Annotated in this window: 28 protein-coding genes; 23 read left to right on the forward strand and 5 right to left on the reverse strand. The window is 53.0% G+C overall.

The window, feature by feature from the left end:
* Nucleotides 1-37 precede the first annotated feature (37 nt).
* The 5 genes from dapD (at nucleotide 38) to LKE23_RS00565 (ending at nucleotide 5,236) form a co-directional block, all read left to right on the forward strand.
* Complete coding sequence (gene dapD / locus LKE23_RS00545) at nucleotides 38-748, forward strand: 2,3,4,5-tetrahydropyridine-2,6-dicarboxylate N-acetyltransferase (protein ID WP_291977526.1); 711 nt, start codon at nucleotides 38-40, stop codon at nucleotides 746-748.
* 12 nt (nucleotides 749-760) lie between these two features.
* Nucleotides 761-1,909: an N-acetyldiaminopimelate deacetylase gene (locus tag LKE23_RS00550; RefSeq protein ID WP_291977528.1), complete on the forward strand. Its 1,149-nt coding sequence runs from the start codon at nucleotides 761-763 to the stop codon at nucleotides 1,907-1,909.
* Between the two features lie 16 nt (nucleotides 1,910-1,925).
* Complete coding sequence (gene dapA / locus LKE23_RS00555; RefSeq protein WP_291977530.1) at nucleotides 1,926-2,843, forward strand: 4-hydroxy-tetrahydrodipicolinate synthase; 918 nt, start codon at nucleotides 1,926-1,928, stop codon at nucleotides 2,841-2,843.
* Between the two features lie 13 nt (nucleotides 2,844-2,856).
* Nucleotides 2,857-3,636, forward strand: a complete 780-nt coding sequence (gene dapB / locus LKE23_RS00560) for a 4-hydroxy-tetrahydrodipicolinate reductase (RefSeq protein ID WP_291977532.1) — start codon at nucleotides 2,857-2,859, stop codon at nucleotides 3,634-3,636.
* A 178-nt stretch (nucleotides 3,637-3,814) separates the two neighbouring features.
* Nucleotides 3,815-5,236, forward strand: coding sequence for a C40 family peptidase (locus LKE23_RS00565; protein ID WP_291977534.1), 1,422 nt, complete (start codon nucleotides 3,815-3,817; stop codon nucleotides 5,234-5,236).
* Between the two features lie 40 nt (nucleotides 5,237-5,276).
* Here the strand turns inward: LKE23_RS00565 and LKE23_RS00570 are convergent, their stop codons facing one another.
* From LKE23_RS00570 to LKE23_RS00580, 3 genes are all read right to left on the reverse strand, one after another.
* Nucleotides 5,277-6,407, reverse strand: a complete 1,131-nt coding sequence (locus tag LKE23_RS00570) for an IS30 family transposase (protein WP_291976173.1) — start codon at nucleotides 6,405-6,407, stop codon at nucleotides 5,277-5,279.
* Between the two features lie 166 nt (nucleotides 6,408-6,573).
* A complete protein-coding gene (locus LKE23_RS00575) occupies nucleotides 6,574-7,539 on the reverse strand; it encodes a diacylglycerol/lipid kinase family protein (RefSeq protein ID WP_291977536.1) in 966 nt (321 codons plus the stop codon).
* Between the two features lie 209 nt (nucleotides 7,540-7,748).
* Nucleotides 7,749-7,970 (reverse strand): DNA-directed RNA polymerase subunit epsilon, encoded by a 222-nt coding sequence (locus tag LKE23_RS00580; RefSeq protein WP_267201379.1) that lies wholly within the window; start codon nucleotides 7,968-7,970, stop codon nucleotides 7,749-7,751.
* A 128-nt stretch (nucleotides 7,971-8,098) separates the two neighbouring features.
* Here LKE23_RS00580 and LKE23_RS00585 point away from each other — a divergent pair, with 128 nt between their 5' ends.
* Nucleotides 8,099-8,566: a hypothetical protein gene (locus LKE23_RS00585; protein WP_291977541.1), complete on the forward strand. Its 468-nt coding sequence runs from the start codon at nucleotides 8,099-8,101 to the stop codon at nucleotides 8,564-8,566.
* Between the two features lie 186 nt (nucleotides 8,567-8,752).
* On the opposite strand, the gene def is transcribed toward LKE23_RS00585, so the two are convergent.
* On the reverse strand, nucleotides 8,753-9,325 hold the full coding sequence (def, locus tag LKE23_RS00590; protein ID WP_291977543.1) for a peptide deformylase: 573 nt from the start codon (nucleotides 9,323-9,325) through the stop codon (nucleotides 8,753-8,755).
* Between the two features lie 254 nt (nucleotides 9,326-9,579).
* Between def and pdhA the strand changes: the two genes are divergently transcribed.
* The 16 genes from pdhA to holA all read left to right on the forward strand — a co-directional run bounded on the left by pdhA (nucleotide 9,580) and on the right by holA (nucleotide 25,897).
* Nucleotides 9,580-10,680, forward strand: a complete 1,101-nt coding sequence (gene pdhA, locus LKE23_RS00595; RefSeq protein ID WP_267201375.1) for a pyruvate dehydrogenase (acetyl-transferring) E1 component subunit alpha — start codon at nucleotides 9,580-9,582, stop codon at nucleotides 10,678-10,680.
* Between the two features lie 2 nt (nucleotides 10,681-10,682).
* On the forward strand, nucleotides 10,683-11,660 hold the full coding sequence (locus tag LKE23_RS00600; protein WP_291977546.1) for an alpha-ketoacid dehydrogenase subunit beta: 978 nt from the start codon (nucleotides 10,683-10,685) through the stop codon (nucleotides 11,658-11,660).
* Nucleotides 11,661-11,705: 45 nt separating this feature from the next.
* A complete protein-coding gene (locus LKE23_RS00605; protein WP_291977547.1) occupies nucleotides 11,706-13,031 on the forward strand; it encodes a 2-oxo acid dehydrogenase subunit E2 in 1,326 nt (441 codons plus the stop codon).
* A gap of 5 nt (nucleotides 13,032-13,036) precedes the next feature.
* Nucleotides 13,037-14,464, forward strand: a complete 1,428-nt coding sequence (gene lpdA / locus LKE23_RS00610) for a dihydrolipoyl dehydrogenase (protein WP_291977548.1) — start codon at nucleotides 13,037-13,039, stop codon at nucleotides 14,462-14,464.
* Between the two features lie 151 nt (nucleotides 14,465-14,615).
* Nucleotides 14,616-14,900, forward strand: a complete 285-nt coding sequence (locus tag LKE23_RS00615) for a UPF0223 family protein (protein WP_291977550.1) — start codon at nucleotides 14,616-14,618, stop codon at nucleotides 14,898-14,900.
* A gap of 1 nt (nucleotide 14,901) precedes the next feature.
* Nucleotides 14,902-15,669, forward strand: a complete 768-nt coding sequence (locus tag LKE23_RS00620; protein WP_434737601.1) for an inositol monophosphatase family protein — start codon at nucleotides 14,902-14,904, stop codon at nucleotides 15,667-15,669.
* A gap of 107 nt (nucleotides 15,670-15,776) precedes the next feature.
* Nucleotides 15,777-17,621 (forward strand): translational GTPase TypA, encoded by a 1,845-nt coding sequence (gene typA, locus LKE23_RS00625; protein WP_267201370.1) that lies wholly within the window; start codon nucleotides 15,777-15,779, stop codon nucleotides 17,619-17,621.
* Between the two features lie 111 nt (nucleotides 17,622-17,732).
* A complete protein-coding gene (locus tag LKE23_RS00630; protein ID WP_434737602.1) occupies nucleotides 17,733-18,947 on the forward strand; it encodes an FtsW/RodA/SpoVE family cell cycle protein in 1,215 nt (404 codons plus the stop codon).
* A gap of 12 nt (nucleotides 18,948-18,959) precedes the next feature.
* On the forward strand, nucleotides 18,960-19,244 hold the full coding sequence (locus LKE23_RS00635) for a YlbG family protein (protein WP_291977551.1): 285 nt from the start codon (nucleotides 18,960-18,962) through the stop codon (nucleotides 19,242-19,244).
* Entirely contained in the window at nucleotides 19,241-19,801 is a 561-nt protein-coding gene (gene rsmD / locus LKE23_RS00640; protein ID WP_291977552.1) for a 16S rRNA (guanine(966)-N(2))-methyltransferase RsmD, read from the forward strand. Before LKE23_RS00635 ends, rsmD begins: the two co-directional genes overlap by 4 nt.
* 6 nt (nucleotides 19,802-19,807) lie before the next feature.
* Nucleotides 19,808-20,329 (forward strand): pantetheine-phosphate adenylyltransferase, encoded by a 522-nt coding sequence (gene coaD, locus LKE23_RS00645; protein WP_291977553.1) that lies wholly within the window; start codon nucleotides 19,808-19,810, stop codon nucleotides 20,327-20,329.
* Nucleotides 20,313-21,356, forward strand: coding sequence for a SepM family pheromone-processing serine protease (locus LKE23_RS00650; protein ID WP_291977554.1), 1,044 nt, complete (start codon nucleotides 20,313-20,315; stop codon nucleotides 21,354-21,356). The genes coaD and LKE23_RS00650 overlap by 17 nt, the downstream gene beginning before the upstream one ends.
* A 98-nt stretch (nucleotides 21,357-21,454) precedes the next feature.
* Nucleotides 21,455-22,081 carry a helix-hairpin-helix domain-containing protein gene (locus LKE23_RS00655; protein ID WP_291977555.1) on the forward strand — a complete coding sequence of 209 codons (627 nt, stop codon included), beginning with the start codon at nucleotides 21,455-21,457 and terminating at the stop codon, nucleotides 22,079-22,081.
* 56 nt (nucleotides 22,082-22,137) lie between these two features.
* Nucleotides 22,138-22,629, forward strand: coding sequence for a ComE operon protein 2 (locus LKE23_RS00660; protein ID WP_291977556.1), 492 nt, complete (start codon nucleotides 22,138-22,140; stop codon nucleotides 22,627-22,629).
* A gap of 29 nt (nucleotides 22,630-22,658) precedes the next feature.
* Entirely contained in the window at nucleotides 22,659-24,893 is a 2,235-nt protein-coding gene (locus tag LKE23_RS00665) for a DNA internalization-related competence protein ComEC/Rec2 (RefSeq protein ID WP_366512167.1), read from the forward strand.
* Nucleotides 24,863-25,897: a DNA polymerase III subunit delta gene (gene holA / locus LKE23_RS00670; RefSeq protein WP_291977558.1), complete on the forward strand. Its 1,035-nt coding sequence runs from the start codon at nucleotides 24,863-24,865 to the stop codon at nucleotides 25,895-25,897. Before LKE23_RS00665 ends, holA begins: the two co-directional genes overlap by 31 nt.
* Before the next feature lie 90 nt (nucleotides 25,898-25,987).
* Here the strand turns inward: holA and rpsT are convergent, their stop codons facing one another.
* On the reverse strand, nucleotides 25,988-26,242 hold the full coding sequence (gene rpsT, locus LKE23_RS00675; protein ID WP_267201361.1) for a 30S ribosomal protein S20: 255 nt from the start codon (nucleotides 26,240-26,242) through the stop codon (nucleotides 25,988-25,990).
* 258 nt (nucleotides 26,243-26,500) lie between these two features.
* On the opposite strand from rpsT, the gene rpsO reads away from it, so the two are divergent.
* Nucleotides 26,501-26,770, forward strand: coding sequence for a 30S ribosomal protein S15 (gene rpsO / locus LKE23_RS00680; protein ID WP_267201360.1), 270 nt, complete (start codon nucleotides 26,501-26,503; stop codon nucleotides 26,768-26,770).
* Nucleotides 26,771-26,950: the final 180 nt, after the last annotated feature.

Consider the following 26,950-nt stretch of genomic DNA (forward strand, 5'->3'; position numbering starts at 1 on the left):
TTGTAATCCTATTAATATGTAGAAAGAAGTTTTGATTATGGCAGAATTAGACGCACAAGCAATTATCAACTACATCGGCAACGCCCCGAAGAAGACCCCGGTTAAGGTTTACCTGAAGGGGGACTTGGCAGGTCTGACCTTCCCGGATCAAATCGATGACTTTACCGAAGCACACAGCGGGGTCATCTTTGGCGACTGGGCGGACGTCAAGCCCTTCCTCGACCAGCACCAGGACGTGATTGACAACTACCGGATTGAAAACAGCGCCCGCAATTCTGCCGTGCCATTGCTTGATCTGAAGGGGATTAATGCCCGGATCGAACCTGGCGCCATCATCCGTGACAAGGTTCTGATCGGTGACAATGCCGTCATCATGATGGGGGCGACGATCAACATTGGTGCCGAGATCGGTGCGGACTCGATGATCGACATGGGCGCCATCCTCGGTGGCCGGGCAATCGTCGGCAAGCACTGTCACATCGGTGCCGGAACCGTCCTGGCCGGGGTGGTAGAACCCGCTTCCGCTCAGCCGGTCCGGATTGACGACAACGTCCTGATCGGGGCCAACGCGGTCGTGATCGAGGGCGTCCACGTCGGCGAGGGTGCCGTCGTGGCGGCCGGGGCAATCGTCACCCAGGACGTCGCTCCCCACACGATGGTGGCCGGGGTTCCCGCCAAGTTCATCAAGAACGTCGACGATCAGACCAAGAGCAAGACCGGCCTGGAAGATGACCTGCGCAAGCTCTAAGGAGGGACGGTCATGCTGACTGAAGAACAACTAATCCAGGTCCGGCGCCACCTGCACGAGATTCCCGAGCTGGCCCTGCATGAGTTTCAAACCCATGACTACCTATTAAAAGTTATTCACGGATTTAATCAGGACCGCCTGGAAATCCTGGTGCCGGAAAAGCTGCCAACCGCGATCCTGGTCCTGGTTCACGGGAGCGCCCCGCAACGAACGATCGGCTACCGGACCGACATCGATGCCCTGCCGGTGGAGGAACAGACCGGGCTGCCCTATGCCTCTCACCATCCGGGCGTCATGCACGCCTGTGGGCACGACATCCACATGACCGTCGCCCTGGGGGTGCTGAGCTACTTTAGCGACCACCAGCCCAAGGACAACCTGCTCTTCTTCTTCCAGCCGGCGGAGGAGAGCGACTACGGCGGCAAGCGGGCCTATGAGGACGGCGTCTTTACCGGCAAGTGGCGCCCGGACGAATTCTACGGCCTGCACGATAACCCCGACTTGCCAGCCGGAGCGATCGGCTGCCGAATGGGAACGCTCTTTGCCGGGACTACCGAGGTCAACATCGACCTCGAGGGGAAGGGCGGGCACGCCGCCTACCCGCAGGACGCCAACGATACGGTGGTGGCGGCCGCCAGCCTGATCATGCAGGTCCAAACCGTCATCTCGCGGAGTATTGACCCGATCCAGAGCGGGGTGATCACCCTCGGCAAGATCCAGGGTGGCAGCATTCGCAACGTCATTGCCGGCCACACCCGGATTGAGGGGACGATCCGCGGGCTGACCCAGACGATGATTCAAAAAATTGACCACCGCTTAGAGGAGATCTGTAAGGGGATCGGCGCCAGCTTTAACATGGAGGTCAAACTAGAGCTCAATCAGGGTGGCTACTGGCCGGTGGAAAACAACCCGGCCCTGACGAAGAACTTCATTGACTACATGCAGCAGGCTCCGGACGTGAACTTTATTGAGACCGCGTCGGCGATGACCGGTGAGGACTTCGGCTTCCTGTTGGCCCAGTTCCCGGGGACGATGTTCTGGCTGGGGGTTGACGACGACTCCCAGTTGCACTCCGCCACCTTGACGCCCAAGGAGAGTGCCATTCAGAAGGGCGTCGACGCCATCACCGGCTTTTTGACCCATCGGATGCAAGAGAATTAATTGGAGGAATTAAATTATGACAAGCTTACAAAATGCTGATTTACTGACCGCAATCGTGACCCCATTTAATGACCAGAACGAACTCGACTTCGCCAGCCTGGAGAAGCTGACCAACCACCTGATCGCCCAGGGGAGCAACGGTTTCGTCATCGGTGGGACCACCGGTGAGACGCCAACTTTGTCCCACGACGAAAAGCTGGAACTCTACCGTCACTTCGGCCAGATCATTGACGGCCGCTTCCCGGTGATTGCCGGGACCGGGAGCAACAACACCCAGGAGACGATCGATTTCACCAACGAGGTGGCTCAGATTGACGGGGTGGACTACGCCCTGGTCGTTGTGCCGCCATACAACAAGCCGAACCAGCGGGGGATGATCGCCCACTTCACCGCCGTTGCCGACCAGGTCAACATCCCAATTATCATCTATAACATCCCGGGCCGGACCGGGGTCAAGATGGATGCCGCAACCGTGGTCGAATTGTCACACAACCCAAACATCGCCGGGGTTAAGCAGTGTGCCTCCCTGGAGGAAATGGAATACATCATTGAACACGCCGCCGATGATTTCGCCATCTTCAGTGGTGAGGATGCTCAGGCTCTGACCGCCCGGGTTCTCGGTGCCAACGGGGTCATCTCCGTGGCCTCCCACTGCTACGCCCAGGAAATGCGCCAGATGTACGACCAACTGTACTCCGGCAACTACCAGAAGGCGGCCCAGCTGCAGCGCCTGCTGACGCCAAAGATGGCGGCTCTCTTCATGTATCCGTCACCGTCACCAGTCAAGGCGGTCCTGAATGCCCAGGGCTACGCGGTTGGTGGCTGCCGGCTGCCAATCCTGTCCTTAAACGATGAGGAAAAGGGCGCCCTGGAGACGGCCCTGGAGCTGCCGACTGGTTCGCTGAATGCCCAGGACCTGCCGGACAACCTGTAAGGAGGCCAGCAAGATGCAAAAAGTATTAATTGCCGGTGCGGCCGGTGCGATGGGGCAAAAGGCGGTGGCCCTGGTCAACTCACTGGCCGACTTCGAGCTCACCGCCGTCCTGGCCCCCCACCTGGCGGACGAAGAAAAGCAACAGTATCAGCTGGGTGCGGCGGTCAAGGTCTACCACCAGCTGGCTGAGATTGAGGACGGCGTGGCCGACATCTGGGTGGACTTCACCCTGCCGGATGCCGTTTACCCGAACGTCAAGTTTGCCCTCCAGCACGGCTTTGCCCCGATCGTCGGCACGACCGGCCTGACCGACGTCCAGGAGGCCGAGCTGATTCAGCTGAGCAAGGAGAAGCAGCTTGGCGGCTTGATCGCCCCGAACTTTGGGATGTCAGCGGTCCTCTTGATGAAGTTTGCCAAGGAAGCCGCGGCCTACTTCCCGGATGTCGAGGTGATCGAAATGCACCACGCCGACAAGAAGGATGCACCATCGGGCACGGCGCTGAGTACGGCCAAGCTGATTGCTGAAGTGCGGGAAGATCACGAGACTAATCCGGATGAAACGGAGAGCCTGGATGGCGTGCGCGGTGGTGACTACCACGGGATCAAGATCCATTCCGTCCGCCTGCCGGGCTACATCGCCCACGAGCAGGTGCTCTTCGGGGGTGCTGGGGAGGCGCTGACGATTCGTCAGGACTCCTTTGACCGTCAGTCCTTCATGAGCGGGGTCAAGGTGGCTCTGGAAAAGGTTGGCAACCTGAACGAATTAGTGGTTGGCTTGGAAAATATTCTTTAACAATCAACAAAAAAGCGGGAAGTCCGGCGTCAGTGCCATGAATTTCCCGCTTATTTGTTAGCAAAAACCATACGTTCGCTATACTAGTTTATTAAAAAATGGTAAAGTTAATACTGTATACTTAACTATTGATGTAATTGATGTATAAGAATTTTAATTTTGAAGGGAAGTCTTGCGGATGGTTAAACGTGTGCACCATCGATCTGTGGCCCGTCATCTTCTGGCGGGAACGTTAGGGACAGTGGGGGCGCTAGCCGTTTCAACCCAGATCGCCAGTGCCAACAGTGTCCTCGTGAAGGCGGGCGACACTGTTTGGAAGATCGCTCAGGAGAATAAGACAACCGTTAAGGCAGTGGAAGATGCCAACGGTGGAGCAATTAAGAAGGCCAGCAACAGTGTTGACCTGATCTATGCGGGTCAGCGCCTGCAGCTGCCGGGCAATGATTCGACCGCCTCGACGATGGCTGATGCGGATGCCAGCGGCTACTACACCGTTGCGCCGGGCGACACCCTCAGCAAGATTGCCGAACACTTTAACATTTCCGTCAGCACGCTGAAGGCATTGAATGGCCTGACGAGCGACCAGCTCTACATCGGTCAGCGGCTGCTGGTTGATGGTTCCCAGGCGACGGCCGTTCTGACAACGCCAAGCGCCCAGCAGGCAACGACGACCACCCCAACGAGCACGGTTAGCCAGCCGGTCGAAACCGCGCCGGTGACCAGCACGACGCAGACAGCGGTTTCCAGTGCTCCCGTCAACAGTGCCACGCCTTCTTCTGATCCAAGCACCCAGATGAGCACCGCTGCCGCCGTTAACACCACCGCTACGGTCAATGCACCGAGCGCCAACAACGTGACAACGAGCAGCGTGTCTACCGTTGCCAGCCAGGCTAGTTCGAGCGCCGTCGCAACGAGCACGCAGCCAAGCCAGACCAGTGCGGCTGCATCAACCGCCCAGCCACAAAGCGCCGCCTACCAGTCCCAGACTGCACAAGTTTCCGCGGTCGCTTCTACGGCAAACGTGACGACCAATTACCAGGGAACGAGCGCTGCTACGGCTAACGGCGCGGTGGCTGCCTCATCTAGTCAGCAACAGACGGCCGCTGCCAATAGCCAGACGCAGTCAAACCAAGCTAGCGGTCAGGCACAGACGAGCACCACAAGTCAGGCTCAATCCCAAGCACCAGCAACGACGAACGCTAGCCAGACGCAGAGTACGACGAACAGCAATCTGCAATCTGGTTCAGTGGTTAGCCTGGCCACGAAGATTGCCAACAGCAACAGCGTTCCGTACGTCTGGGGTGGATCCTCACTGAGCGGGATGGATTGCTCCGGCTTGGTCGATTATGTCTACAAGAACGCCGAAGGCAAGCAGCTGCCGCACAACACGGTGGCACTGGAGAGCTGCGTTAACCAGCACTCCGTCAGCCAGGCCCAGGCCGGGGACATTCTCTTCTGGGGCCAGCATGGTGCTACCTACCACTCCGCAATTTACATTGGCAATAATCAATACGTTGCGGCTGCTAAGCCAGGGACGAACGTTTCGACCTACACGATCAGCAGCTACTTCATGCCAAGCTTTGCCGGTACGGTTAAATAAATTAAAGACCTAAATTTCAAGAATAAGTTAGCCACTGGACTCAAATAAATAATACTGACCAATTGATTATTGGTTGATGGAGCTGTGATATCTCTTGGTAGAAGGCCTTACGATAGATATCCATTGACGAATGTCCATTAAACATAGCTCGTGGATAGTGATTCATCCAATCATTAGTCGCTATGATCTGAGCACTACTATAGTTATTTATAGCTTCACCTTTGGTAATCTCCTTGCGGAGAAACCGGTTATTGATCTCATTGGATCCACGTTCCCAAGGGGAATACGGATCAGCATAGAAAACATGATCGTGAACTTGTGTTAACTCACTAAATTCTGAACCGTTGTCAGAGGTTATTGTCTTAAAAATGCGATAGTAAGCATCTGTGCCCATTTTCTGGCGCAAATTTATAAAGAACTGATTTACTGCATGCGCAGTTTTACCAGCAATTTTACTCGTGATATTAACTCGTGAAAGGCGATCAGTCATTACTAGTACAACACTGTCATTACCGTTTTTCTGTCCCTGAACTGTATCCAGTTCCCAATGGCCAATTTCGGACCGTTGGTCCGCAGTTTGAGGTCGTTGAGCAATATTAGGCCCTAAGCACCTTTTAGCTTGCGGATGAGTTTGATGATGCTTACGTTTAGGTTTTTCAAAGAGGTCTAAATTGGACGTACGAAGCACACCCTCATTAATCCATTGATATAAAGTTACAACCGACTTTGGGATCAGGGTGCCATCATTCATTAAATCTCGAGCCTTATAAATAACCGCTTGTGGGGAGTAATGGTGGTCGTCAAACTCACCAAGCATTAGCTGATCAGCTAATCGTAAAAATTGCTTTGAAGAATAATATAAGCGACGACGACCAGAATGGCGGTGATGTTCAAGATATGTGGCCTGACCAGCTTCATAACTATAGATGTAGTAAGAATATTCGTAAATCTTACCATTAGATTTTTGACGACGAAGTTGGCGGACCGTACCACGGTTGAGCTCGTTATTAATTGTTTGATGATTAACTCCTAATTGGCGACCAATTGCGCGATTGGAAAGTCCTTGCGACTTTAAAGTCGCAATCATCACACGTTCTTCTTTAGTAAGATGAGCATTCTTTTTATGAGTAGTCAATAAAATAGTAGACATGGTATCATTTAAGTGCGTCATTTGACGGACATCCTTTCATATAGGTTTGGTTCACTTAATATGATACCTGATGTCACGCCGAATGGCGTTTTTTATTTACCACCAACTGGGTGGCTAACTTCATTCTATAATCTACCAAATAAATTAAAGATTGAAAATCAAAAAAGACTGATGAACGAAATGCTCATCAGTCTTTTTGATTTTCAGTTAGTGATTGCTGGCGGAAGGGGTAGGTGGCCGTTGACATGGTGAGGTCCATGAACTGGTTGCCCATCTCCTCGCCGTCGACCTGGCCAAACTCGAGCGAGGTGGTCGTCACGTGGAAGCGACGGCCGTGGTAGTGATTGGCCAGGCGCGAGTCCATCAATTTCCCGTGCGCGAGCTGGATCAGTTGCCAGAAGGTGGTTGGCCAGCTGCGGCGCTCGGCGATCACGAGGTCGAGGCCGTCCTGATCGAGGCTGGCAGTGGGAGCAATTTGAAAGCCGCCACCGATGTAGGGATGGTTGGTGACCACAGCGATGTAGGCCTTCTCGAAGAACTCCCGGCCGTGCTCACCCTGGGCCATCAAGGAGAAGGGGGCCTGGTTGTAGAGTACCGCCAGGGCCTGGGAGGCATAGGCAAAGTGGCCCAGCTGGTGATGGCGGTTTAGCTTCCGCTTGGCCTTAGAAGAATTGGTCCGACTGACGATGGCGGCATCGAAGCCGATCCCAACGTTGTTCAGGAAGTAATGATCCGTCTTCTTGATGGCGTCGCGGTAGTGGCCGATGTTGATGGTCCGCGTCTGGTCGGCATCCATAATTTGACGCAGGGCCGTGCGCGGGTCCAGGGAGATCCCGTAGGCGCGGGCAAAGTCGTTGCCGGTGCCAGCCGGGATGTAGGCGAGGGGCAGCGGCCGGTTCGGTGCTCCCTTGATCAGGCCGTTTAGGACCTCGTGGAGGGTGCCATCACCACCCATGGCGATCACGACCGTTGTTTCCTGAGACATTTGGGATTGGGCCAGCTTGGTGGCGAGGTAGGTAGCGTGGCCGGCGTACTTGGTAAATTGGTGGTGGTAGTCCACCTGAGAACTGTCGAGCTCATGTTGAATGGCCGGCCAAGCCTCCTTGGCATAGCCGTTTCCCGCGGTTGGATTAATGATTATTGAATAATGCATCGTTATTCTTCCTTTGGTAAATAAGCGAAGGGGGAGTGGGACAGAACTCGCTTGCGAGTTCGTCTTCCCACCCCCGTGAGGCCGGTTAAGTGTTCCGGGCGTTGATTTATCAACGCCCGGAACACTTAACCGGCTACCGCGCTGTAGCATTTATAGCTATATAACAACAAAGAGGCCGGGTCAATTCCCAGCCTCCTAAACCAACATTATTACTTCTCGTCAAATGTTGTCATCTTAAAATTAGGATTTTGCTTTTCGTAAGCGAGGGCCTTGTCGTCCAACTGTTCAACGTACTCGATCATGTAATCGGTGTTGTGCTCAACCATCAGAAGTGCCTCGGCTTCAGAGTCGGCTTCGATGAATAATGATTGAGTGTTTTCACGGACGGGCCGCTTGGTTTTGTCCGGTTGGTAGTATACCTTAAAAGTCATACTGTTCAAAACTCCTTATTGTCGAAATTAATTACTCTACCTATTCTAGCACAACTAATCAATGCTGTCTTAGAATTTCCTAACATGGTATCATTAAAACAGATATTATACCAAATGAGGTGGAGAAAATGCGACTATTTTGGATATGTGTAGTGGCAATCCTAATCGTCCTGGCGTTGTACGTGGCAATTCACCGGATTCTGATTAACCGGGCGACCTTGATGCTGCGCAACCGGGCCCAGCACGTCACCGATGCGGCGGTCAACCACAGCTTGCAGAAGCTGCTGGGCTGGGACCGGCAGCTGACTTCTGAACTGGTGGCTGACGTTTGGGGCAAGGGTGTCCTGGCCTTTGAATATCATTTCGACTACCGCCAGCTGGGGCAAACCCTTGATAAGGACCAACTGACAAGCGAACTGGCCGACTACGCCAAGCAAGAGGGACTGACCGCTTTCAAGCCGGAGCGACCGGTCTTCGTAGTAACCGACTGGTGGGAATACGAGGGAGTTTTGCACATCGACGTGGCCTACCTGCTGAACGAGTCAACGGTGGAATACGTCAGTGACCTGAAGCGCCTGAACCGGCATAGTAAATAAACAATGAAGCTGGAGAAAATTTGGATTTTCTCCAGCTTCACTTGTTTTCGAATATTAAAAAGATAACGTGGGAAATAACCGTGGGGCTAGTGTCTAGCTACGGACGAAAGCCGACGCCTTCAGCGCCGACTCCCGTCCTAGGCTAGCCATACGCCCCACTTGATGGTTATTTCCCACTCACTTTATTTAGCTAATCATAATCGTATCTTCAGGCGCCTCAAATGGGTGCTCCTTATTGATGTGGTCGTAGAAGAGCATTCCGTGGAGATGGTCAATCTCGTGTTGGCAGACGATTGCCGGATAGTTCTTCAACCGAATCTGGTGGGTTTCGCCATTAACGTCCTGGTAGCGCAGGGTAATCCGGTCGTGGCGGGGAACGTAGCCCGGAACGTCCTTATCAACGGACAGGCAGCCCTCGCCCTCGGTCAGTGCCGCGTACTGAACAGATTCACTGACGATGACCGGATTGATAATAACGTCCTTAAAGAGCGGCTTGCCATCGCTCTTGTCATCGCCTTCCAATGGTGGAACTAAGACGGCGGCCATCTGCTTGGAAACCCCCACTTGAGGGGCGGCCAGGCCAACGCCGGCCCGCAGCTTGTACTTTTCACAGAGCTCGGGATCCTGGCTTACTTCCAGGTACTTCATCATGTTCTTGGCCAGGTCCTGGTCTTCCTTTGACAGGGGAAATTCAACCTTGGCCGCGCGTTTCCGTAAAACGGGGTTACCGTCACGGGTAATATCCTTCATCAGATACAAGAATATTCGCCTCCAAATTTACTCTATCTAAACATTCTATCATATTAAAGTTAAATTGCTGACTAAAATCGCTCTTTTTCGTAAAAACCTACGGAAAGTTTTAAAATAACCTTTTCACAAACACTTTTTAGGCAAAATTTGCTAAAAAAGTCTATGAAAGCGCTTGTTTTATATCGAAAAGCGGCTATACTAGAAACTGTAAGTAGGCAATCGCTTACATGATGTTAATTGGATTTGGAAAGGGATGTTTTATAATGGCCAATGCTGTTGACTTTGCAAAGATTAAAGCCGATGAAGGCGCTGCATACGCAAAGCCTGTTCAAATTCTTGATAATGATGGAAACGTTGTTAACAAGGACTTAATGGCTAATTTCACTGATGACCAAATTGTAGACTTAATGAAGAAAATGGTTTGGGAACGTGCCCTGCACGAACAAACGATGAGCTTCTCACAACAAGGACGGTTAGGGTTCTATGCTCCAACCTGGGGTGAGGAAGCTTCTGAAATGGGTACTGCATCAGCATTCCAAAAGCAAGACTTTCTTTGCCCAGCCTACCGTGACTTACCACAATTAATTCAACACGGTGCTACTGTTGCTCAAATGTATCTCTGGTCTAAGGGTCACATCAAGGGGAACCTCTTTGATGCACGTGCTCTTCGTCCACAAATCATCATTGGTGCTCAGATGGTTGAAATGGCCGGTGCTGCCCTTGGTATTAAGAAGAACGGCGAAAAGGATGCCGTTGCTTATGCCTACACTGGTGAAGGTGGTTCTTCACAGGGTGACACCTACGAAGGGATGAACTTTGCTGGTGCCTTCCAAGCACCTGCCGTATTCATCATCCAGAACAACGGATGGGCTATTTCTTACCCACGGAAGCTTCAAACTAAGGCTCAAACCATTGCTCAAAAGGGTGTTGCTGCTGGTATCCCAGGCGTTCAAGTCGACGGGATGGATGTACTGGCATGTTACGAAGTTGCCAAGGAAGCACGTGAATTCGCTGCTGCTGGCAACGGCCCAGTTCTGATTGAAACCTTGACTTACCGGTTTGGTGCCCACAGTTCTGCCGGTGACGATCCTAGTCGGTACCGTACCAAGGAAGAAGAAAAGCCTTGGTTCGACAAGGACCCACTGATTCGGCTTCGGAAGTACTTAACCAAGAAGGGTCTCTGGTCTGAAGAAGAAGAGAAGAAGTACGCTGATGAATGCAAGGAAGACTTCAAGAAGCAAATGAAGGAAGCCGACTCTGTTGAACCAGAAAAGGTTTCTGACATGTTGAAGCGGACCTTCGAAGTACCAACCCCAGATATCAAGGAACAAATTAAAGAGTACGAAGCAAAGGAGTCGAAGTAATCATGGCTAAAAAGACATATATCAAAGCTATTACTGAAGGTATTGACATTGCTTTGGCTGAAGATCCAAAGACGCTGGTCTTCGGTGAAGATGTTGGTAAGAACGGTGGTGTCTTCCGTGCCACCAATGGCTTACAAGACAAGTACGGTCAAGATCGTGTATTCAGTACTCCACTGGCTGAATCAGGGATCCTGGGCATGTCAATTGGTTTAGCTGCTACTGGCTGGCGTCCAGTTCCAGAAATTCAGTTCATGGGCTTCACTTTTGAAGCAATGGACTCCATTGCCGGACAGATGTCACGTGTTCGTTTCCAATACAATGGTACCAAGAACATGCCAATCACCATTCGGACTCCTTACGGTGGTGGTACTCACACTGCTGAACTCCACGGGGATGACCTTGAAAACTTCTTCGTTGGTATCCCAGGTCTGCGGGTAGTTACCCCAAGTTCTGCTTACGATGCTAAGGGTCTGGTAATTTCCGCTATTGAAAACAACGACCCAGTTCTGTTCCTTGAAAACCTTCGTCTTTACCGTTCTGTTAAGGGTGAAGTTCCTGACGACAAGTACACTGTTCCGTTGGACAAGGCTAACGTTGTTCAGGAAGGTAATGACGTTACGATCGTTACCTACGGTGGTATGGTTCCAGAAGCTGTCAAGGCTGCTAAGAAGCTGGCTAAGGACAACATTTCTGCCGAAGTTATTGACCTTCGTTCACTCTACCCACTTGACACTGACACTATCTTTGAATCCATCAAGAAGACTCACCACGTTGTAATTGTTCAGGAATCTCAAAAGATGGCCGGTGTTGGTGCCCAGGTTGCTTCCGCAATTTCTGAAGGTGCCATCATGTACCTGGATGCTCCTATCTCCCGTGTAGCTGCACCTAACTCTGTCTACCCATTCCCAATGGCAGAAGATGTATGGCTTCCACGTGCCAAGGAAGTTGAAGAAGCAGCTCGTCAAGTAGTTAACTATTAATCACGGCTTTGCCTACTGATTAATTAGAAAGGAAGTTAAATTAATATGGCTTACAAATTCAGACTACCTGAAATGGGTGAAGGCCTTACTGAAGGTGACGTTGCTTCATTCCTGGTTAAGGAAGGCGACGCTATCAAGGCTGACGATCCATTAGTAGAAATTCAAACCGATAAGTCCACCACCCAACTGGTATCTCCAGTTGACGGGACCGTTACCAAGCTGGATGCTAAGGAAGACGATCACGTTGAAAAGGGTGACGACCTGGTTGAAATCGACGATGGCAAGGACGGCGTAAGCACTAACGTCGAAGGCGACGACGAAGGTGGCAGTGACGCTGATGAAGCACCTGCTGAAGAAGAATCCGAAGCTCCAGCAGAATCCACTGCTCCTGCTGCTCCAGCCGCACCTGCTAAGGGTGGCGTTGCTCCACTTGCTGAGCCAAACAAGCTGGTTATGGCAATGCCTTCCGTTCGTCAGTATGCCCGTGACAAGGGTGTTGACATCTCCTTAGTACAACCAAGTGGTAACCATGGTCAAGTACTGAAGGAAGATATTGACAACTTCAACGGTGCTGCTGCCGCTGCTCCAGCTGCCGGTGCTGCTACTGCTGCTGCACCTGTTGCTAAGGCTGGTAACACCATCAAGCCTTACACTGGCGCTGGTGAAGATGCCGAGACTCGTGAACCACTGTCCAACATGCGGAAGATCATTGCTAAGAACATGCGTGAATCTGCCGACATCAGTCCAATGGTTACTGTCTTCGCTAATGCCGAAGTATCTAAGATGATGGCAAACCGGAAGAAGTACAAGGCTGTTGCTGCTGACGAAGGTATTCACCTGACCTTCCTGCCTTACGTTGTTAAGGCCATCATCGCTATGATGAAGAAGTACCCAGAATTCAATGCTTCCATTGATGACAGTACTCAAGAATTAGTTCAGAAGCACTACTACAACATTGGTATTGCTACCAGCACTGACCATGGTCTGTACAACCCGAACATCAAGAACGCTGATTCCAAGAGCATGTTTGAAATTGCTAAGGAAATCTCCGCTAACGCTCAGGCTGCTGAAGACAACAAGCTGAGTCCAGAAAGCATGGCTCACGGCTCCATCACGATTTCCAACATTGGTTCCATGCGTGGTGGCTGGTTCACTCCAATCATCAACCAACCAGAAGTTGCTATCCTCGGGATGGGTACGATTGCTACTGAACCAGTTGTTAACGACGAAGGCGAAATCGTTGTTGGTCACAACATGAAGCTGTCGCTGACTGTTGATCACCGTCTGATTGATGGTGCATTAGCTACTGAAGCTCTGAACTACCTGAAGAAGCTTCTGGAAGATCCTGAATTGTTAATGATGGAGGGCTAATAAGTATGGCTGACGTTGAAAAGAAAGATACGGTTATTGTTGGTGGGGGCCCCGGTGGCTACGTTGCCGCTATTCGGGCTTCCGAATTAGGCCAGAAGGTTACCCTGATTGAAAAGGGTGACCCAGGTCTGGGTGGTGTCTGCCTGAACATTGGTTGTGTCCCATCAAAGGCTTTGATTGCCGCTGGTCACCGTCTTCAAGAAACATTGGATTCCAGCACCTATGGTGTTTCCAAGACCAATGCTACGATTGATTTCAAGAAGACCCAGGACTGGAAGCAGAAGAAGGTCGTTGACCGGATGACCCGTGGGGTTAAGATGCTGCTCAAGAAGCACAAGGTTGAAATCATTGATGGTGTTGCCATCATGGACAACGACCACCAACTTCGGGTTCTGAAGTCTGGTCCAAAGCAATTCATGGACTCTGACGGCGGTCGGAAGATCGAATGGAACAACCTGATTTTGGCTACTGGTTCTCGTCCAGTGGAAATTCCGAACTTCAAGTTTGAAGGCCGGGTTATCGACTCTACTGGTGGCTTGAACCTGCCTGAGATCCCTAAGGAATTTGTTGTTATCGGTGGTGGTTACATCGGTACTGAACTGGCTGGTGCATATGCCGACCTTGGTTCTCACGTAACGATCATTGAAGGTACTGACAGCATCCTTGGTGGCTTCGACAAGGACATGGTTAAGGTTGTTGTTAAGAACCTGAAGAAGAAGGGCATTGACATCATTACTGGTGCCATGGCCAAGAACTCGACGCAGGATGACTCCAGTGTTACGGTAACCTACGAAGTTGACGGTAAGGAAAGCAGCATTAAGGCTGACTACTGCATGGTTTCTGTTGGTCGGAAGCCAAACACCGACAACTTTGGCCTTGACATGACGAGTGTCAAGATGGACGACCACGGCAAGGTTATCGTTGACAAGCAGGGTAAGACCAATGTCGACCATATCTACGCTGTTGGTGACATGGTTCCCGGCCCAGCATTGGCTCACAAGGCATTCTTCGAAGGTAAGACTGCCGCTGGAGCGATTGCCGGTAAGAACACTGCTAATGACTGGGTAGGGGTACCTGCCGTTTGCTTCGCTGACCCAGAACTTGCCCAAGTCGGCATGACTGCTAGTGAAGCTAAGGACAAGGGCATTGAAGTTGCCACTGCACAGTTCCCATTTGCTGGGAATGCACGGGCGGTTTCACTTGACCAACCAGACGGCTTTGTTCGCTTCGTTTACACGAAGGAGAAGAAGAACGTCGTTGGTGCCCAGGTTGTTGGTCCAGAAGCAAGTACGCTTGCTGGTGAACTTTCATTAATCGTTAACTGTGGTATGAACGTTGAAGACGTTGCTTTGACGATTCACCCACACCCAACCCTTAACGAACCAATCCAAGAAGCTGCTGATGTTGCTCTGGGTCTGCCAACCCACATCTAATCATCAACACCTGATCAAATCCAAAACGCGTTGTCAGAAATGGCAACGCGTTTTTGGCTTTTAAATGAAAAAGCGGTTTCTTCGTTAAGAAGTCTGCCAATCGCTTGTGCGGGATTGTATAATAGAATAAACAAACTGAGGGGGTTCTGTAATGCAGAGCAAGAGTTATTCCTACCCATTAAATCCAGATTGGTCGACGCAGGAGATGGAGACCGTCATTGCAATGCTGCGGGCGGTGGAAGATGCCTATGAAGTTGGCATCAAACGCGAGGAAGTACTGAAACGCTACCGGGCGTTTAAGCAAATCGTAACTTCCAAGGCGGAAGAGAAGCAGATTGGCCGCGAGTTTGAAAAGGAGTCGGGCTATGTCCTGTATCAAGTGGTCAAGCAGGCGCAGACTTCTTCGGCCAAGACAATCAAGATGGCTGGCGATTAACGTGTTAGAAGAGATTGATTCAAGAGTTCAAAAGCTGTTGCACCAGATTAACCAGGCGACCCTGGCCCAATTGAATAGCACCTACCAGGTTGCCACGAAGAGCGACTATAGCGATTTGGTGACCAGCATTGATCGGCAAAACGAGCGAACCATCAACGAGCAGCTACGGGAGATTGATCCGGCGGCCCGGATTCTCAGCGAGGAGGGGATTGGTGACGACGAGGTGACCAATCTTGCTGGGCACGTTTGGATCGTGGACCCCCTGGATGGGACCCTAAACTTTGTTAAGCAGCACGATAACTTTGGTATCATGCTGGCCCTCTACATTGACGGGCGCCCGGTTTTGGGCTACATCATGGATTCGGTCAACGGGGACCTTTATCACGGTGGCAATCACTGGGGTGTTTTCAAAAACGAGCAACGGCTTGTACCACCGACCGACACCACATTGCGTCAAAGCCTAATCGCGGTCAGCAGCTCGCTGATTCTGCGAAACGTCGCTAATCTACCGGCCGTGGCCCAGGCGGCGAGCGGCCTGCGGATGTACGGCAGCGCCGCCAAGGAAATGATTGGCGTCCTGACCGGAGAACTTGGGGCCTACGTTTCCTGGCTGAAGCCCTGGGATCTGGCGGCCGGTCGGGTCCTGGCCGAAGAATTGGGATTGAGTGTGAAATCAATTGACGGTGATGGAATAAATGTGCTATCATCTAATCTTGTATTAGTAGCAACGAACGGGGTCGCGCGCGACATTCTCGCCCGGACCAAGTAGTTGTGGGGGCTGTGACGGCTTTGTCACAGTTTTTTTATGAAATCAGTCTCAATCCAGTGTATACTAGTTAAGATGAAATAGGTTGATATGAAAGGAAGAATTACGCTTTGAAATCTCGTGATGATATTCGTAATATTGCGATTATTGCCCACGTTGACCACGGTAAGACGACGCTGGTCAACGAAATGCTGAAGCAGTCTGACACCCTGCCGGAGCACTTCAGTATCCAGGACCGGGCCATGGACACGAACGCCATTGAACGTGAACGTGGGATCACCATCCTGTCCAAGAACACGGCCGTTAAGTACGGCAAGTACCAGATCAACATCCTGGACACCCCAGGTCACGCCGACTTCGGTGGTGAAGTTGAACGGGTGATGAAGATGGTCGACGGGGTTCTGCTGGTTGTCGATGCCTTTGAAGGGACCATGCCACAGACCCGCTTCGTTCTGAAGAAGGCCTTGGAACAACACCTGACCCCAATCGTGGTCATCAACAAGGTTGACCGGAAGGGTGCTCGTCCGGAAGAAGTTGTCGACGAAGTCCTGGACCTCTTCATTGAACTGGGTGCCGACGAAGACCAGCTGGACTTCCCAGTGGTTTACACTTCTGCCATGAACGGTACTTCGAGCTACGACTCTGACATTTCCACGCAGAAGCACACGATGAAGCCACTGTTCGACACGATCATCAAGACGATCCCGGCGCCAATTGACAACTCCGACGAACCACTGCAGTTCCAAGTTGCCATCCTGGATTACAATGACTTCGTTGGTCGGATTGGGATCGGCCGGATTTTCCGTGGGAAGATCAAGGTCGGCGACAACGTTACCCTGATGAAGCTGGACGGAACCAAGAAGAACTTCCGGGTTACCAAGCTCTTCGGGTTCTTCGGTCTGAAGCGGTTGGAAATCAAGGAAGCCGAAGCCGGTGACCTGATTGCCGTTTCCGGGATGGAAGACATCAACGTCGGTGAAACGGTAACCGACCCGAACCACCCAGAAGCACTGAAGCCACTGCGGATTGATCCACCGACGCTGCGGATGACTTTCCGGACCAACGATTCACCATTTGCTGGTCGGGAAGGTAAGTTTGTCACTGCCCGTCAGCTGGAAGACCGGCTGAAGCGGGAAATGCAGACTGACGTTTCCCTGAAGGTTGACGACACCGACGATCCAGGTGCCTGGACCGTTTCCGGTCGTGGTGAGCTCCACCTGTCCATCCTGATCGAAACCCTGCGGCGGGAAGGCTACGAACTGTCCGTTTCCCGTCCAGAAGTTATCTACCGGGAAATCGACGGGACGATGTGCGAACCATTTGAAGAGGTTCAAATCGATACCCCTGACGAGTACACCGGTGCCGTAATCGACAGCCTTTCCAAGCGCAAGGGTGAGATGCAGAACATGGAACCAGGCGAGAACGGCCAGACCCGGCTGATCTTCCTGGCACCATCACGTGGGCTGATCGGTTACTCCACGGAATTCATGACCCTGACTCGTGGTTACGGGATCATGAGCCACACCTTCGAGAAGTACGCTCCGGTAATCAAGAACTGGAACCCTGGCCGTCAGAAGGGAACCCTGGTTTCAATGAACGCCGGCAAGGCAACCACCTACGCCATGATGGGGATCGAAAGTCGTGGTCAACTGCTGATCGATCCAGGGACGGAAGTCTACGAAGGGATGATTGTTGGTGAAAACAGCCGTGAAAACGACATCACCGTTAACATCACCAAGGGGAAGAACCTGACCAACGTTCGTGCCGCTGGTTCCGATGAAATGGCCCACATCAAGACGCCAACCCACTTCTCACTGGAAGAATCACTCGAGTTCCTGAACGAGGATGAATACTGTGAGGTTACTCCAGAGAACATTCGGCTGCGCAAGAAGATCTTGAACACGAATGCCCGGGAGAAGGAAGCTAAGCGCCGTCGTGCTGCTTCCCGGAAGTAATCAAACGCCTAAGATTTAATAAAACCCGAAAAGCGAAACGATGCTTTTCGGGTTTTAGTCTATTCTAATGCTATAATAGACAAGATAATTTATTTTGAGCAGGTGTGCTTAGTGAAAAAACTAAAAATCAAGCGACCACACTTTGCCTGGTCGCAGTTAAAACAGAATTGGCGTTCCTGGGACTACTACCTGATGGTGCCCTACCTGATCCTTTGCGTCACGGGGATTATCATGGTCTACTCGTCCAGCGCCGGGATTGAGATGCAAAACGGGGGGACGCCCCAGGCCTACCTGGTGAAACAGACGCTCTACGTGATCCTCGGCCTGGGAGTGATGTTCTTTTTCGCCAACTTTTCCCTCGAACATTTTCGGCAGCGCAAGTTCTTGGAGTATTCAACCTTGATCATGGGCTTCCTCTTGATTGCGGTCCTGATCCTCGGGCGGGCCGTCAACGGTGCCCGGGGTTGGATCAACCTGGGTCCCGTTAACATTCAGCCGGTGGAGTTTTGTAAGCTCTACTTCATTCTCTACCTGGCTGACCGAATGGCCCGGGCCCGGCAGCACGGTCGCCACTTCCTGGAGACTAAGTCGTCGGTCGGCCCGCTTTTGATTGCATTGATTTACCTAATTTTGATCTTGGTTCAACCCGATACTGGGGGCTTCGCAATTAACTTTGTGATCATTGCGGTGATGATCCTGGCCTGCGACATGCGCTGGGCCTTCGGGGTCTCGATGATCATTGGGGTGCCACTGGCCCTGTACATCGGCCTCCAGCAGGCGATCATCAACGGCTGGATTCATGGCGGCTACCGGGCACAGCGGTTTATCGCCTTCATGAACCCCTTCGGCAACGCCAGTGGTTCCGGGAGCCAGCTCGTTAATTCCTACTACGCCATTAGCAACGGTGGGATCTTCGGGGTCGGCCTGGGGAACAGCGTGCAGAAGATGGGCTACTTGCCCGAGCCCAACACCGACTTCATTATGTCAATTACTAGTGAGGAACTGGGCCTGGTCGGTGTGACCGCGATCCTGATCCTCCTGCTGATTTTGATTTGCCGGATGATCCAGCTAGGCGTACGGAGTAATTCCCTCTACGTGACGCTGATCTGCTACGGAACGGCGACCTTCTTTAGCGTCGAAACCCTCTTCAACATCGGTGGGGTCCTGGGCCTGCTGCCGATTACCGGGGTGACCTTCCCCTTCATCTCCTACGGGGGTTCCAGTATGCTGGTCCTGTCCGCGGCGGTCGGGATTATCATGAACATCAGCATTCAGCAAAACAAACGGCGCTTGGAAATGGGCTCCCCGTTTCTGACGACTAAGTAAGGATATGGTATTATGTTTAAGTTGACACCCCGGCGGGCCCTGGTGGTTTACATCAACGGGAACCGCGTCATCAAGACGCTGCGGCACTACGGCATTGTGCGCTACGTATCGCGGCGGATGCATTACGTGATCCTGTACGTTGATCAGGACCAGGTTGCGCCGGTAAAGGAAAAGGTTCAAAAGCTGCGGGCGGTGCGTTCGGTTGAGGAATCCTACCGTCCGGATCTTGATCCAACCCTGACCGATCTGGAAATGACCGGTCTCTATAAATTACACGATGAGGATGACAAAAAATGAGAGTAGTAGCAGGTGATTTCCGGGGCCGCAAATTAAACGCGGTTCCCGGAATGGCCACCCGGCCGACTACCGACAAGGTCAAAGAAGCGCTCTTCAACATCATCGGCCCCTATTTTGACGGGGGCCAGAGCCTGGACCTGTTTGCCGGCAGCGGGGGACTGAGTATTGAAGGAGTGTCGCGCGGGATCGCCAGTGCCACCTTGGTTGATCGCCAGTACCAGGCGATCAAGACCATTCAGCACAACATCAGCGTGACCAAGCAAGCTGACAAGTTTACGGTTTACAAGATGGATGCCAGAAAGGCCCTGGGAATGCTTGGTCATCAGGGTGCGCGCTTCGACCTGGTCTACCTCGATCCGCCCTATGCCAAGCAGCAGATCTTAAAGGACCTGGCTAAGATGGTGGAACTGGATCTGCTCAACGATGGGGCGACCATCGTGGCCGAGACCAATCAGGAAGCCGACCTGCCGACAGAGGATCTCGAACACTTTGCCTTTGTGCGGCGGCAGACATACGGCATCACGGTACTGACGATTTATCGTTTTCGAAAGGAGTAAATGAAGATGAAAGTAGCTGTATTTCCGGGAAGTTTTGACCCACTGACCTTAGGACACCTGGATCTGATCAAGCGGGGGAGTGCCCTCTTTGACCAGCTGGCGGTGGCCGTGATGACCAACACCAGCAAGAAGCCGCTGTTCACGGTGGAAGAGCGGGTGGCCCAGGTCAAGGAAGCCGTTGCCGGGCTGGACAACGTTTCGGTCATCACCGCTACTGGCCTGACGGTAGACCTGATGAACCGAATCGGGGCCGACTACCTGATGCGGGGACTGCGTAACAACACCGACTTCCAGTACGAGCGCGACATCGCAGCGATGAACAACTTCTTGGATGATCAGTGCGAGACCATTTTCTTCCTGGCCAAGCCGGAATACCAACACCTCTCGAGCAGCCTGCTGAAGGAAGTGACGTCTAACGGGGGTGACATTTCCGCCTACCTGCCGGCGAACATCAATGCGGCACTGAAGAAGCGGTTAGAAGAACGGCAACTGATGCGGGTAAAGGCACACAATGAAAAAGCAAGATAACCGAATATTACGCTGGATTGCGATCACGCTGGGGATCGTCCTCTTCTTGGGCTGGTTCCTCCTGTGGCCGCTTAATTCATACATTGAAGCTCCGGGGAGTGCCACCAACCTGCGCTCCTTCGTCAGCGTGAAGGGCCATCCCGATCCGGGCAAGGGCAGCTTCATGATCACCTCGGTCGCCCTGCAGCAGGCCCGCCCGGCCACCTATCTGCTGGCCAAGGCGGTTCCGTACATGTCGATTGAAAAGGCTTCGGATGTGACCGGGGGCCAGAGCGGGGCAACCTTTGATCGAGTTCAGGATTTCTACATGAAGAGCTCAATCAACGAGGCGATTGCGGTGGCCTATAAGGCGGCCCACCAGCAGGTGACGAAGAAGTACCTGGGAATCTACGTCCTGCAGGTCCAATCGAACTCGAAGTTCAAGCACGCCATCAAGGTCGGGGACACCATCACCAAGGTCAACGGTCGCCACTACAACACGGCCCAGGGCTTCCAAAAGTACATTGGTAAGCAGAAGGTGGGTTCGCCGCTGACGGTCACCTACGTGCGCAACGGTCACACCCATCAGACGACCCACAAGCTGGTCAGACTGACGAGTACCCGGTCCGGGATCGGCATCATCCTGACCAACAACATGAAGGTCAAGACGAAGATCCCGGTCAAGGTGAACCCGGGACAGCTGGGGGGCCCGTCCGGCGGGCTGATGTTCACGCTGCAGATCTACGAACAGATCAGTGGCCACGACCTTCAACGGGGCCGCAAGATTGCCGGAACGGGGACGATTAGCTCCGACGGAACGGTTGGCGAGATTGGCGGAATCGACAAGAAAGTGATTGCCGCCCACCGTGCCGGGGCCACGATTTTCCTGGCACCCTACGTCAAGCCGACAAAGCTCCTGCTGAAGTACGAAGAGGGTCACCAGACCAACTATCAAATGGCCAAGAAGACGGCTAAGCGGTACGCGCCGGGGATGAAGGTCGTGCCGGTCAGCTCGTTTAAGCAGGCGGTTCACTACCTCGAAAAATAACAATTAATTTTCAAACTGGAAAAAGACAAAACTTTTTCCAGTTTTTTTCGTACAAAATGGAATAACTTACGTATTTATATATATGGGAGGGGTGTTAAATGGAAAGACTACGTGAACTCTGGACAAGCTATCGCAGCCAAATCTTGATTCTGGTGGCCCTGGTAATCCTGGTGGCCGGCTGGTACTTCAAGTCGCCGCAGCAAAGTCAGGCGGTCGAAACCTTTTCCAGCAGCCAGCAGTCGCTTGCCAGTCAGGCAACGAGCAACGTCTCGGCAACGGCCGGTCCCGTTTGCGTTGACGTCAAGGGAGCAGTCAAGCACCCGGGCGTCTACAAGCTGCGGGCCGGTGCGCGTGTGGACGAGGCGATTGAAGCGGCCGGTGGCGTCCTGGCGACGGCGGACATGAAGCAGGTCAATCGTGCCAAGCAGCTGACTGACCAGCAGGTTGTCTACATCCCGCTTCCCGGGGAGAGCATTCCAGGTACCGCGGGCGGGGAGGCAACCGCGACGGAAGCGAGCGGGAGCAGCGACCAGCCGATCGTCAACCTTAACACCGCGACCAAGGAGCAGCTCTGCCAGATCACCGGGATCGGCGATAAAAAGGCCGACTTGATCATCCAGTACCGTCAGGAACACGGTCAGTTCAAATCGGTGGACGATTTGAAGCAGGTCAGTGGCTTTGGCGACAAGAGCGTTGACAAGATTCGAAGCCAGTTGGCCGTCTAATTTTTGGTTTGGGTGAATTGTTTGCTATAATATTCCAGATAAAGGAGTTGACAACTATGGTAAAAAAGCGAATTGATTGGGACCAGTATTTTATGATTCAGGCGGCCTTATTGGCGTCGCGCAGCACCTGCACGCGGCTCTCGGTGGGGGCCGTCCTGGTGCGGGACAAGCGAATCATCGCGGGGGGCTACAACGGTTCGGTGGCCGGTGACGAGCACTGTATCGACGCCGGCTGCTACCTGCGCGATGGTCACTGTGTTCGGACGATTCACGCGGAGATGAACGCCATCCTGCAGTGCGCCAAGTTCGGCATTTCGACCGACGGGGCCAGCCTGTACGTGACCGATTTCCCGTGCCTGCAGTGCACCAAGAGCCTTCTGCAGGCCGGCATTCGGGAGATTAACTATATTCGCAACTACCACAACGATGACTACGCAATGAAGCTCATCCACTTAAAGAACATTCAACTTCACCAAATCAAATTAGACGACAACATCTTAGACGAGGTTCACTTGGGCCAGTACATCCGGCCTGAGCAACAGGGCTAATTCGTCACTACTGGACCTTTCCGGCGCTAATGGCCGGATTGGTCACGGTCGCCATCCTGCGACCGTCTGGCTGGTTTTGGATTTTAGCACTCTACTTACTGGTGCGGATAAGCTTCTTAAAGCGCCCGCAAGTGCTGGTTGCTTGCCTGCTTACGCTTTTGATAACGGTAATAGTTTGTCAGGGCTATCGGCAGCGAATGACGCAAATGATGGCTAAAGGGCAGACGCCGGTGACCCAGACGCTGCTGGTGCTGCCCGACGAGGTGAAGGTTTCTGGCGACCTGATTACCCTTTTGGCAAAGGATCAGCGGACGGGACAGCGGGAAACGGCGACGCTGATCAGCCGTGACCGGGAGCAGCGCCGGGCGATCAAGAGCCTGGCCGAACCCCAGTACTGGCAGGTCACCGGTGATCTGCAGCCGGTCATGCCAGCAACCAATGAAAATGAGTTTGACCTGCGGCGCTACTTCCGCCAGCGTGGCGTTGCCAACCAGCTGCGTATTTCCCGGCTGGTAGCGATGCAACCAGTTTTAAGGCCGAGCCTGCGGATGCGCTGCCATCTTTGGCGCTACCGGCTGGGACGTTACTTTCGGGGGATGCCCCAGCCGCTGGCGGGTTACTGCCAGCAGCTGCTGATTGGCCAAAACGACCCGCAAAACGCGGACCTGATAGAAAACGTCAAGCGCCTGGGAGTGATCCATCTCTTCTGTATTTCCGGGATGCACGTGGTTTTACTGATCAGCCTGCTGCGCTGGGCGGGCATTTACCTCTGGCTTGACCGGGAACTGGTCGATGGGATTCTAATCTGTCTTTTGCCCCTCTACCTGGTCATTGCCGGGGGTGCGGTCAGCCTGGTGCGGGCGGTAATCGTCGCGGAAGCGGGCTTGCTCCAGAGGTTTCTGAAAATGGACGGCCTGGACTGCTGGGCGCTGAGCCTGCTTGGCGGCCTGTTTTACGAACCGGAGCTATTGCTCAGCCTGGGCGGCCAGCTGACCTATTTGCTGTCCTTCATGCTGCACGTCCTGGATCGGCGGCAGTCGGGGCTGCAGAAGAGCGTCTTTCTGGGCCTAATCAGTCTACCAGCCATCCTGGCCTACGTGTTTGAGTTTCACTGGCTGAGCCTGCTGATCAGCTACCCACTGATCCCGTTCTTTTCCCTGGTTCTCTTTCCCCTGGTGATCGTGGCGGCGACGACGTACTGGCTGCTGCCAGTTTTGGGAGTGCTGGTAAACCAGCTCCTGGTCCTGTTTCAACGGCTGATTGCGCTGGCGGCCAGTGTGCCCGGTGAGGTTCACTTTGGCAAGCCCCCGCTGCTCTTTGCCTTAGTCCTGTTTGGCCTGACCCTGTGGTGCCTGACCGACTGGACGCGGTTACGCCGCTGGGGAATATTAGTGCTGGCTTACCTGGCCTGCCTGCTGGTGATTCACTTTCCGCTGCAGGGCGAGGTTGCTTTTGTCGACATCGGTCAGGGCGACTGCATCATCATCCGCGAGCCGCTGAATCGCCGGGTGATGATGATTGACACCGGTGGCAAGCTTAACTTTGGTCACTTCAAAGTCCAAACGCGGCGCAACGTGGCAACGCGGACCAGTATCAATTACCTGAAGAGCCGGGGGATCAGCCGGATCGATACCATTTATTTAACCCACCGGGATACCGATCACATTGGTTATTTGCCGACCGTGATTGCCAACATGCACGTTACTCGGGTGGTAGTGCCGGCGGGGATGGAACGGCAGCCGGTACTGCAAAATAAGCTGACGGCTAGGCAGCGACCGGCAATCATTCCGGTGACCGACCAGCATCCCAACGTTGATCCGGAACTCAAAATCCTGCATCCCTTCCAACCGGGAGAGGCGCAAAACCAGGATTCTTTGGTGTTAACCGGCCAGTTTGGCGGTCAGCGCTTTGTCTTTACCGGTGATTTAGACCGGGCAGGGGAACGGGCGGTGATTGCCCGCTATCCCGAGCTGCGGGCCGCGGTTCTCAAGTTGGGACACCACGGCAGTCGGACGGCCAGTGACGAGCAGTTTCTCCGTCAGCTCCAGCCGCACCTGGCGATCATCTCGGCGGGCCGCTTCAACCGCTACCACCACCCCAATGACGAGGTGGTCGCAACACTCAAAGAACTGCGGATCAACTACCTTTCCACCCAGCAGTACGGGATGATCAGATACGTATTTCAAGGAAACAACGGTCACTGGACGACCACACTACGAGGAGACGAACTGAAATGGACCTTACCGAATTGTCTAAACAACTGAAGAACAAGCAACCGGCACCGGTTTACCTGGTGCTGGGGACCCAGCAGGCCTTAATCGAGCAGGCCCTTGACCAATTCCTCCAGCTGATTCCAGAGGAGGAACGGGTGATGAACGTGGGTCGCTACGATATGGAGACGACCCCCGTTGCCGTCGCCCTCGATGACGCGATGGCGGCCCCGTTTTTTGGCGAGCGGCGGCTGGTGGTGATCAACAAGCCTTACTTCTTGACGGGGGAGAAGAAGCGGGGGAAGATCGACCATGACGTCGACGGGCTGAAGGACTACCTGAGCCATCCCGAAATGAGTACGATCTTCGTCATCCTGGCCCCCTACGAAAAGCTCGATGGCCGCAAGGGAGTCGTGAAGGCCCTGAAGAAGACGGCGGTAACGGTCAGTGCGGCCCCGCTCAATGAGCAGCAGGCCCGCCAGGCAATTGTCGGCCAGCTGATGGCGGCCAATTTTCAAATTGACCAGGACGCGGTGGATGAACTGGTGCAGCGGACCAATGCTGACTACGGTCTGATGGAAGCCAACTTGGCCAAGCTCAAGATTCTGGCCTATCAGGATCAGCACATCACCCGGCAGATGGTCGCAGAGCTGGTTCCCCAGTCCCTTGACGAAAACGTCTTCGACCTGGTGACGGCCGTCCTCAAGCACGATCAGGTGCGGGCGCTGGATCTTTATCGCCAGCTCTTGGCTGGTCAGCAGCAGCCCCTGCGGATCAATGCCGTGCTGGTCGGGCAGTTCCGGCTCTTGCTCCAGCTTAAGGTTCTCAACCAACGGGGCCTGAGCCAGGGGAGCCTGGCCAAGGAACTGAATGTTCATCCGTACCGGGTCAAATTAGGGCTGCGGACGGTTCGCAACTTCTCGACGCTGAGCCTGGAGAATGCCTACCTGGGTTTAATCAGAATCGAGCAGGCACTGAAGACGACCCAGCGCGATCCGGCCCTACTCTTTCAATTGTTCATGCTCCAGTACGCTCATCAGGCACGGCTGGCTAACTAAAATAGCGCACCAATCATCACCGGACGATTGGTGCGCTATTCAGTTTAAAATAAAAAAAGAGCCAGCGTTTGCTGACCCTTTAATCTCACATTACTTGTTGTAACGTGCGGCTAAGCGTGACTTGTCACGAGCAGCCTTGTTGGCCTTGATGAGACCCTTGGAGTGCGCCCGATCAATTGCGGAAAGAGCATCCTTGTACAGTGCGTCAAGGTTGTCTTCACCAGCAAGCTTGGCCTTGTCGAACTTCTTGATAGCAGTCCGCATGTGGCTTAATTGGGAAGCGTTCTTTGCTTCGGCCTTGGCACTAGTTTTAACACGTTTGATTGCTGACTTGATAATTGGCATGAGTTTCACCTCCATTACCCGGTTATTCAGTTGACCAGAATTTTCAACGTTTTTCATTATACAAAAGACTGGCGGCTAATGCAATAGTTTCAACTGATCAAGCGGGGATTTTGTTGCAAAGCTTGCAAGAAGGCCGGCAATCGGTTATAGTATTAAAGGTTAATTTAATGACCAACTTGCCTCTTCTCAGTTTGGCGATCCTCACCGACGTCGTACTTAGAACTAGGCGCACTATTAATTGAAAGGTGGGAAAATAGCATGGCTATTTCAAAGGAACGTAAAGATCAAATCATCAAGCAATTCGCAACGCACGAGGGCGACACTGGTTCAACCCAGGTTCAGGTTGCTGTCTTAACTGCTGACATCAACGAACTGAACGATCACCTTCGTACTCACAAGCACGACTACCACTCACAACGTGGTCTGATGAAGAAGATTGGTCACCGTCGTAACCTTCTGGCTTACCTGCGGCGCACCGACCTGCCTGCTTACCGTGAACTGATCAAGGCTCTTGGTCTTCGTCGGTAATCTTGGTCTTCTGGCACTCCAGCACTTGCTGGGGTGCTTTTTTTGTCTCCGGGGCTAGATTAGTTCCAATGATAACTTTGATTGTGGTAAGATATGAATAGCTAATCGTGAACGAAATTAAAAATCCCATCATTATAATTTGTGGTGGGGCAGTTCAAAACTAAATCAAAGGAGATTACT

It is taken from the genome of Limosilactobacillus sp. (assembly GCF_022482365.1).
Classification (GTDB): domain Bacteria; phylum Bacillota; class Bacilli; order Lactobacillales; family Lactobacillaceae; genus Limosilactobacillus.

Excerpts from the sequence above, each read along its gene's own strand:
- dapD (WP_291977526.1), top strand. The coding sequence starts at position 38 with ATGGCAGAATTAGACGCACAAGCAATTATCAACTACATCGGCAACGCC.
- LKE23_RS00550 (WP_291977528.1), top strand. The coding sequence starts at position 761 with ATGCTGACTGAAGAACAACTAATCCAGGTCCGGCGCCACCTGCACGAG.
- dapA (WP_291977530.1), top strand. The coding sequence starts at position 1,926 with ATGACAAGCTTACAAAATGCTGATTTACTGACCGCAATCGTGACCCCA.
- dapB (WP_291977532.1), top strand. The coding sequence starts at position 2,857 with ATGCAAAAAGTATTAATTGCCGGTGCGGCCGGTGCGATGGGGCAAAAG.
- LKE23_RS00565 (WP_291977534.1), top strand. The coding sequence starts at position 3,815 with ATGGTTAAACGTGTGCACCATCGATCTGTGGCCCGTCATCTTCTGGCG.
- LKE23_RS00570 (WP_291976173.1), bottom strand. The coding sequence starts at position 6,407 with ATGACGCACTTAAATGATACCATGTCTACTATTTTATTGACTACTCAT.
- LKE23_RS00575 (WP_291977536.1), bottom strand. The coding sequence starts at position 7,539 with ATGCATTATTCAATAATCATTAATCCAACCGCGGGAAACGGCTATGCC.
- LKE23_RS00580 (WP_267201379.1), bottom strand. The coding sequence starts at position 7,970 with ATGACTTTTAAGGTATACTACCAACCGGACAAAACCAAGCGGCCCGTC.
- LKE23_RS00585 (WP_291977541.1), top strand. The coding sequence starts at position 8,099 with ATGCGACTATTTTGGATATGTGTAGTGGCAATCCTAATCGTCCTGGCG.
- pdhA (WP_267201375.1), top strand. The coding sequence starts at position 9,580 with ATGGCCAATGCTGTTGACTTTGCAAAGATTAAAGCCGATGAAGGCGCT.
- LKE23_RS00600 (WP_291977546.1), top strand. The coding sequence starts at position 10,683 with ATGGCTAAAAAGACATATATCAAAGCTATTACTGAAGGTATTGACATT.
- LKE23_RS00605 (WP_291977547.1), top strand. The coding sequence starts at position 11,706 with ATGGCTTACAAATTCAGACTACCTGAAATGGGTGAAGGCCTTACTGAA.
- lpdA (WP_291977548.1), top strand. The coding sequence starts at position 13,037 with ATGGCTGACGTTGAAAAGAAAGATACGGTTATTGTTGGTGGGGGCCCC.
- LKE23_RS00615 (WP_291977550.1), top strand. The coding sequence starts at position 14,616 with ATGCAGAGCAAGAGTTATTCCTACCCATTAAATCCAGATTGGTCGACG.
- LKE23_RS00635 (WP_291977551.1), top strand. The coding sequence starts at position 18,960 with ATGTTTAAGTTGACACCCCGGCGGGCCCTGGTGGTTTACATCAACGGG.
- rsmD (WP_291977552.1), top strand. The coding sequence starts at position 19,241 with ATGAGAGTAGTAGCAGGTGATTTCCGGGGCCGCAAATTAAACGCGGTT.
- coaD (WP_291977553.1), top strand. The coding sequence starts at position 19,808 with ATGAAAGTAGCTGTATTTCCGGGAAGTTTTGACCCACTGACCTTAGGA.
- LKE23_RS00650 (WP_291977554.1), top strand. The coding sequence starts at position 20,313 with ATGAAAAAGCAAGATAACCGAATATTACGCTGGATTGCGATCACGCTG.
- LKE23_RS00655 (WP_291977555.1), top strand. The coding sequence starts at position 21,455 with ATGGAAAGACTACGTGAACTCTGGACAAGCTATCGCAGCCAAATCTTG.
- LKE23_RS00660 (WP_291977556.1), top strand. The coding sequence starts at position 22,138 with ATGGTAAAAAAGCGAATTGATTGGGACCAGTATTTTATGATTCAGGCG.
- LKE23_RS00665 (WP_366512167.1), top strand. The coding sequence starts at position 22,659 with ATGGCCGGATTGGTCACGGTCGCCATCCTGCGACCGTCTGGCTGGTTT.
- holA (WP_291977558.1), top strand. The coding sequence starts at position 24,863 with ATGGACCTTACCGAATTGTCTAAACAACTGAAGAACAAGCAACCGGCA.
- rpsT (WP_267201361.1), bottom strand. The coding sequence starts at position 26,242 with ATGCCAATTATCAAGTCAGCAATCAAACGTGTTAAAACTAGTGCCAAG.
- rpsO (WP_267201360.1), top strand. The coding sequence starts at position 26,501 with ATGGCTATTTCAAAGGAACGTAAAGATCAAATCATCAAGCAATTCGCA.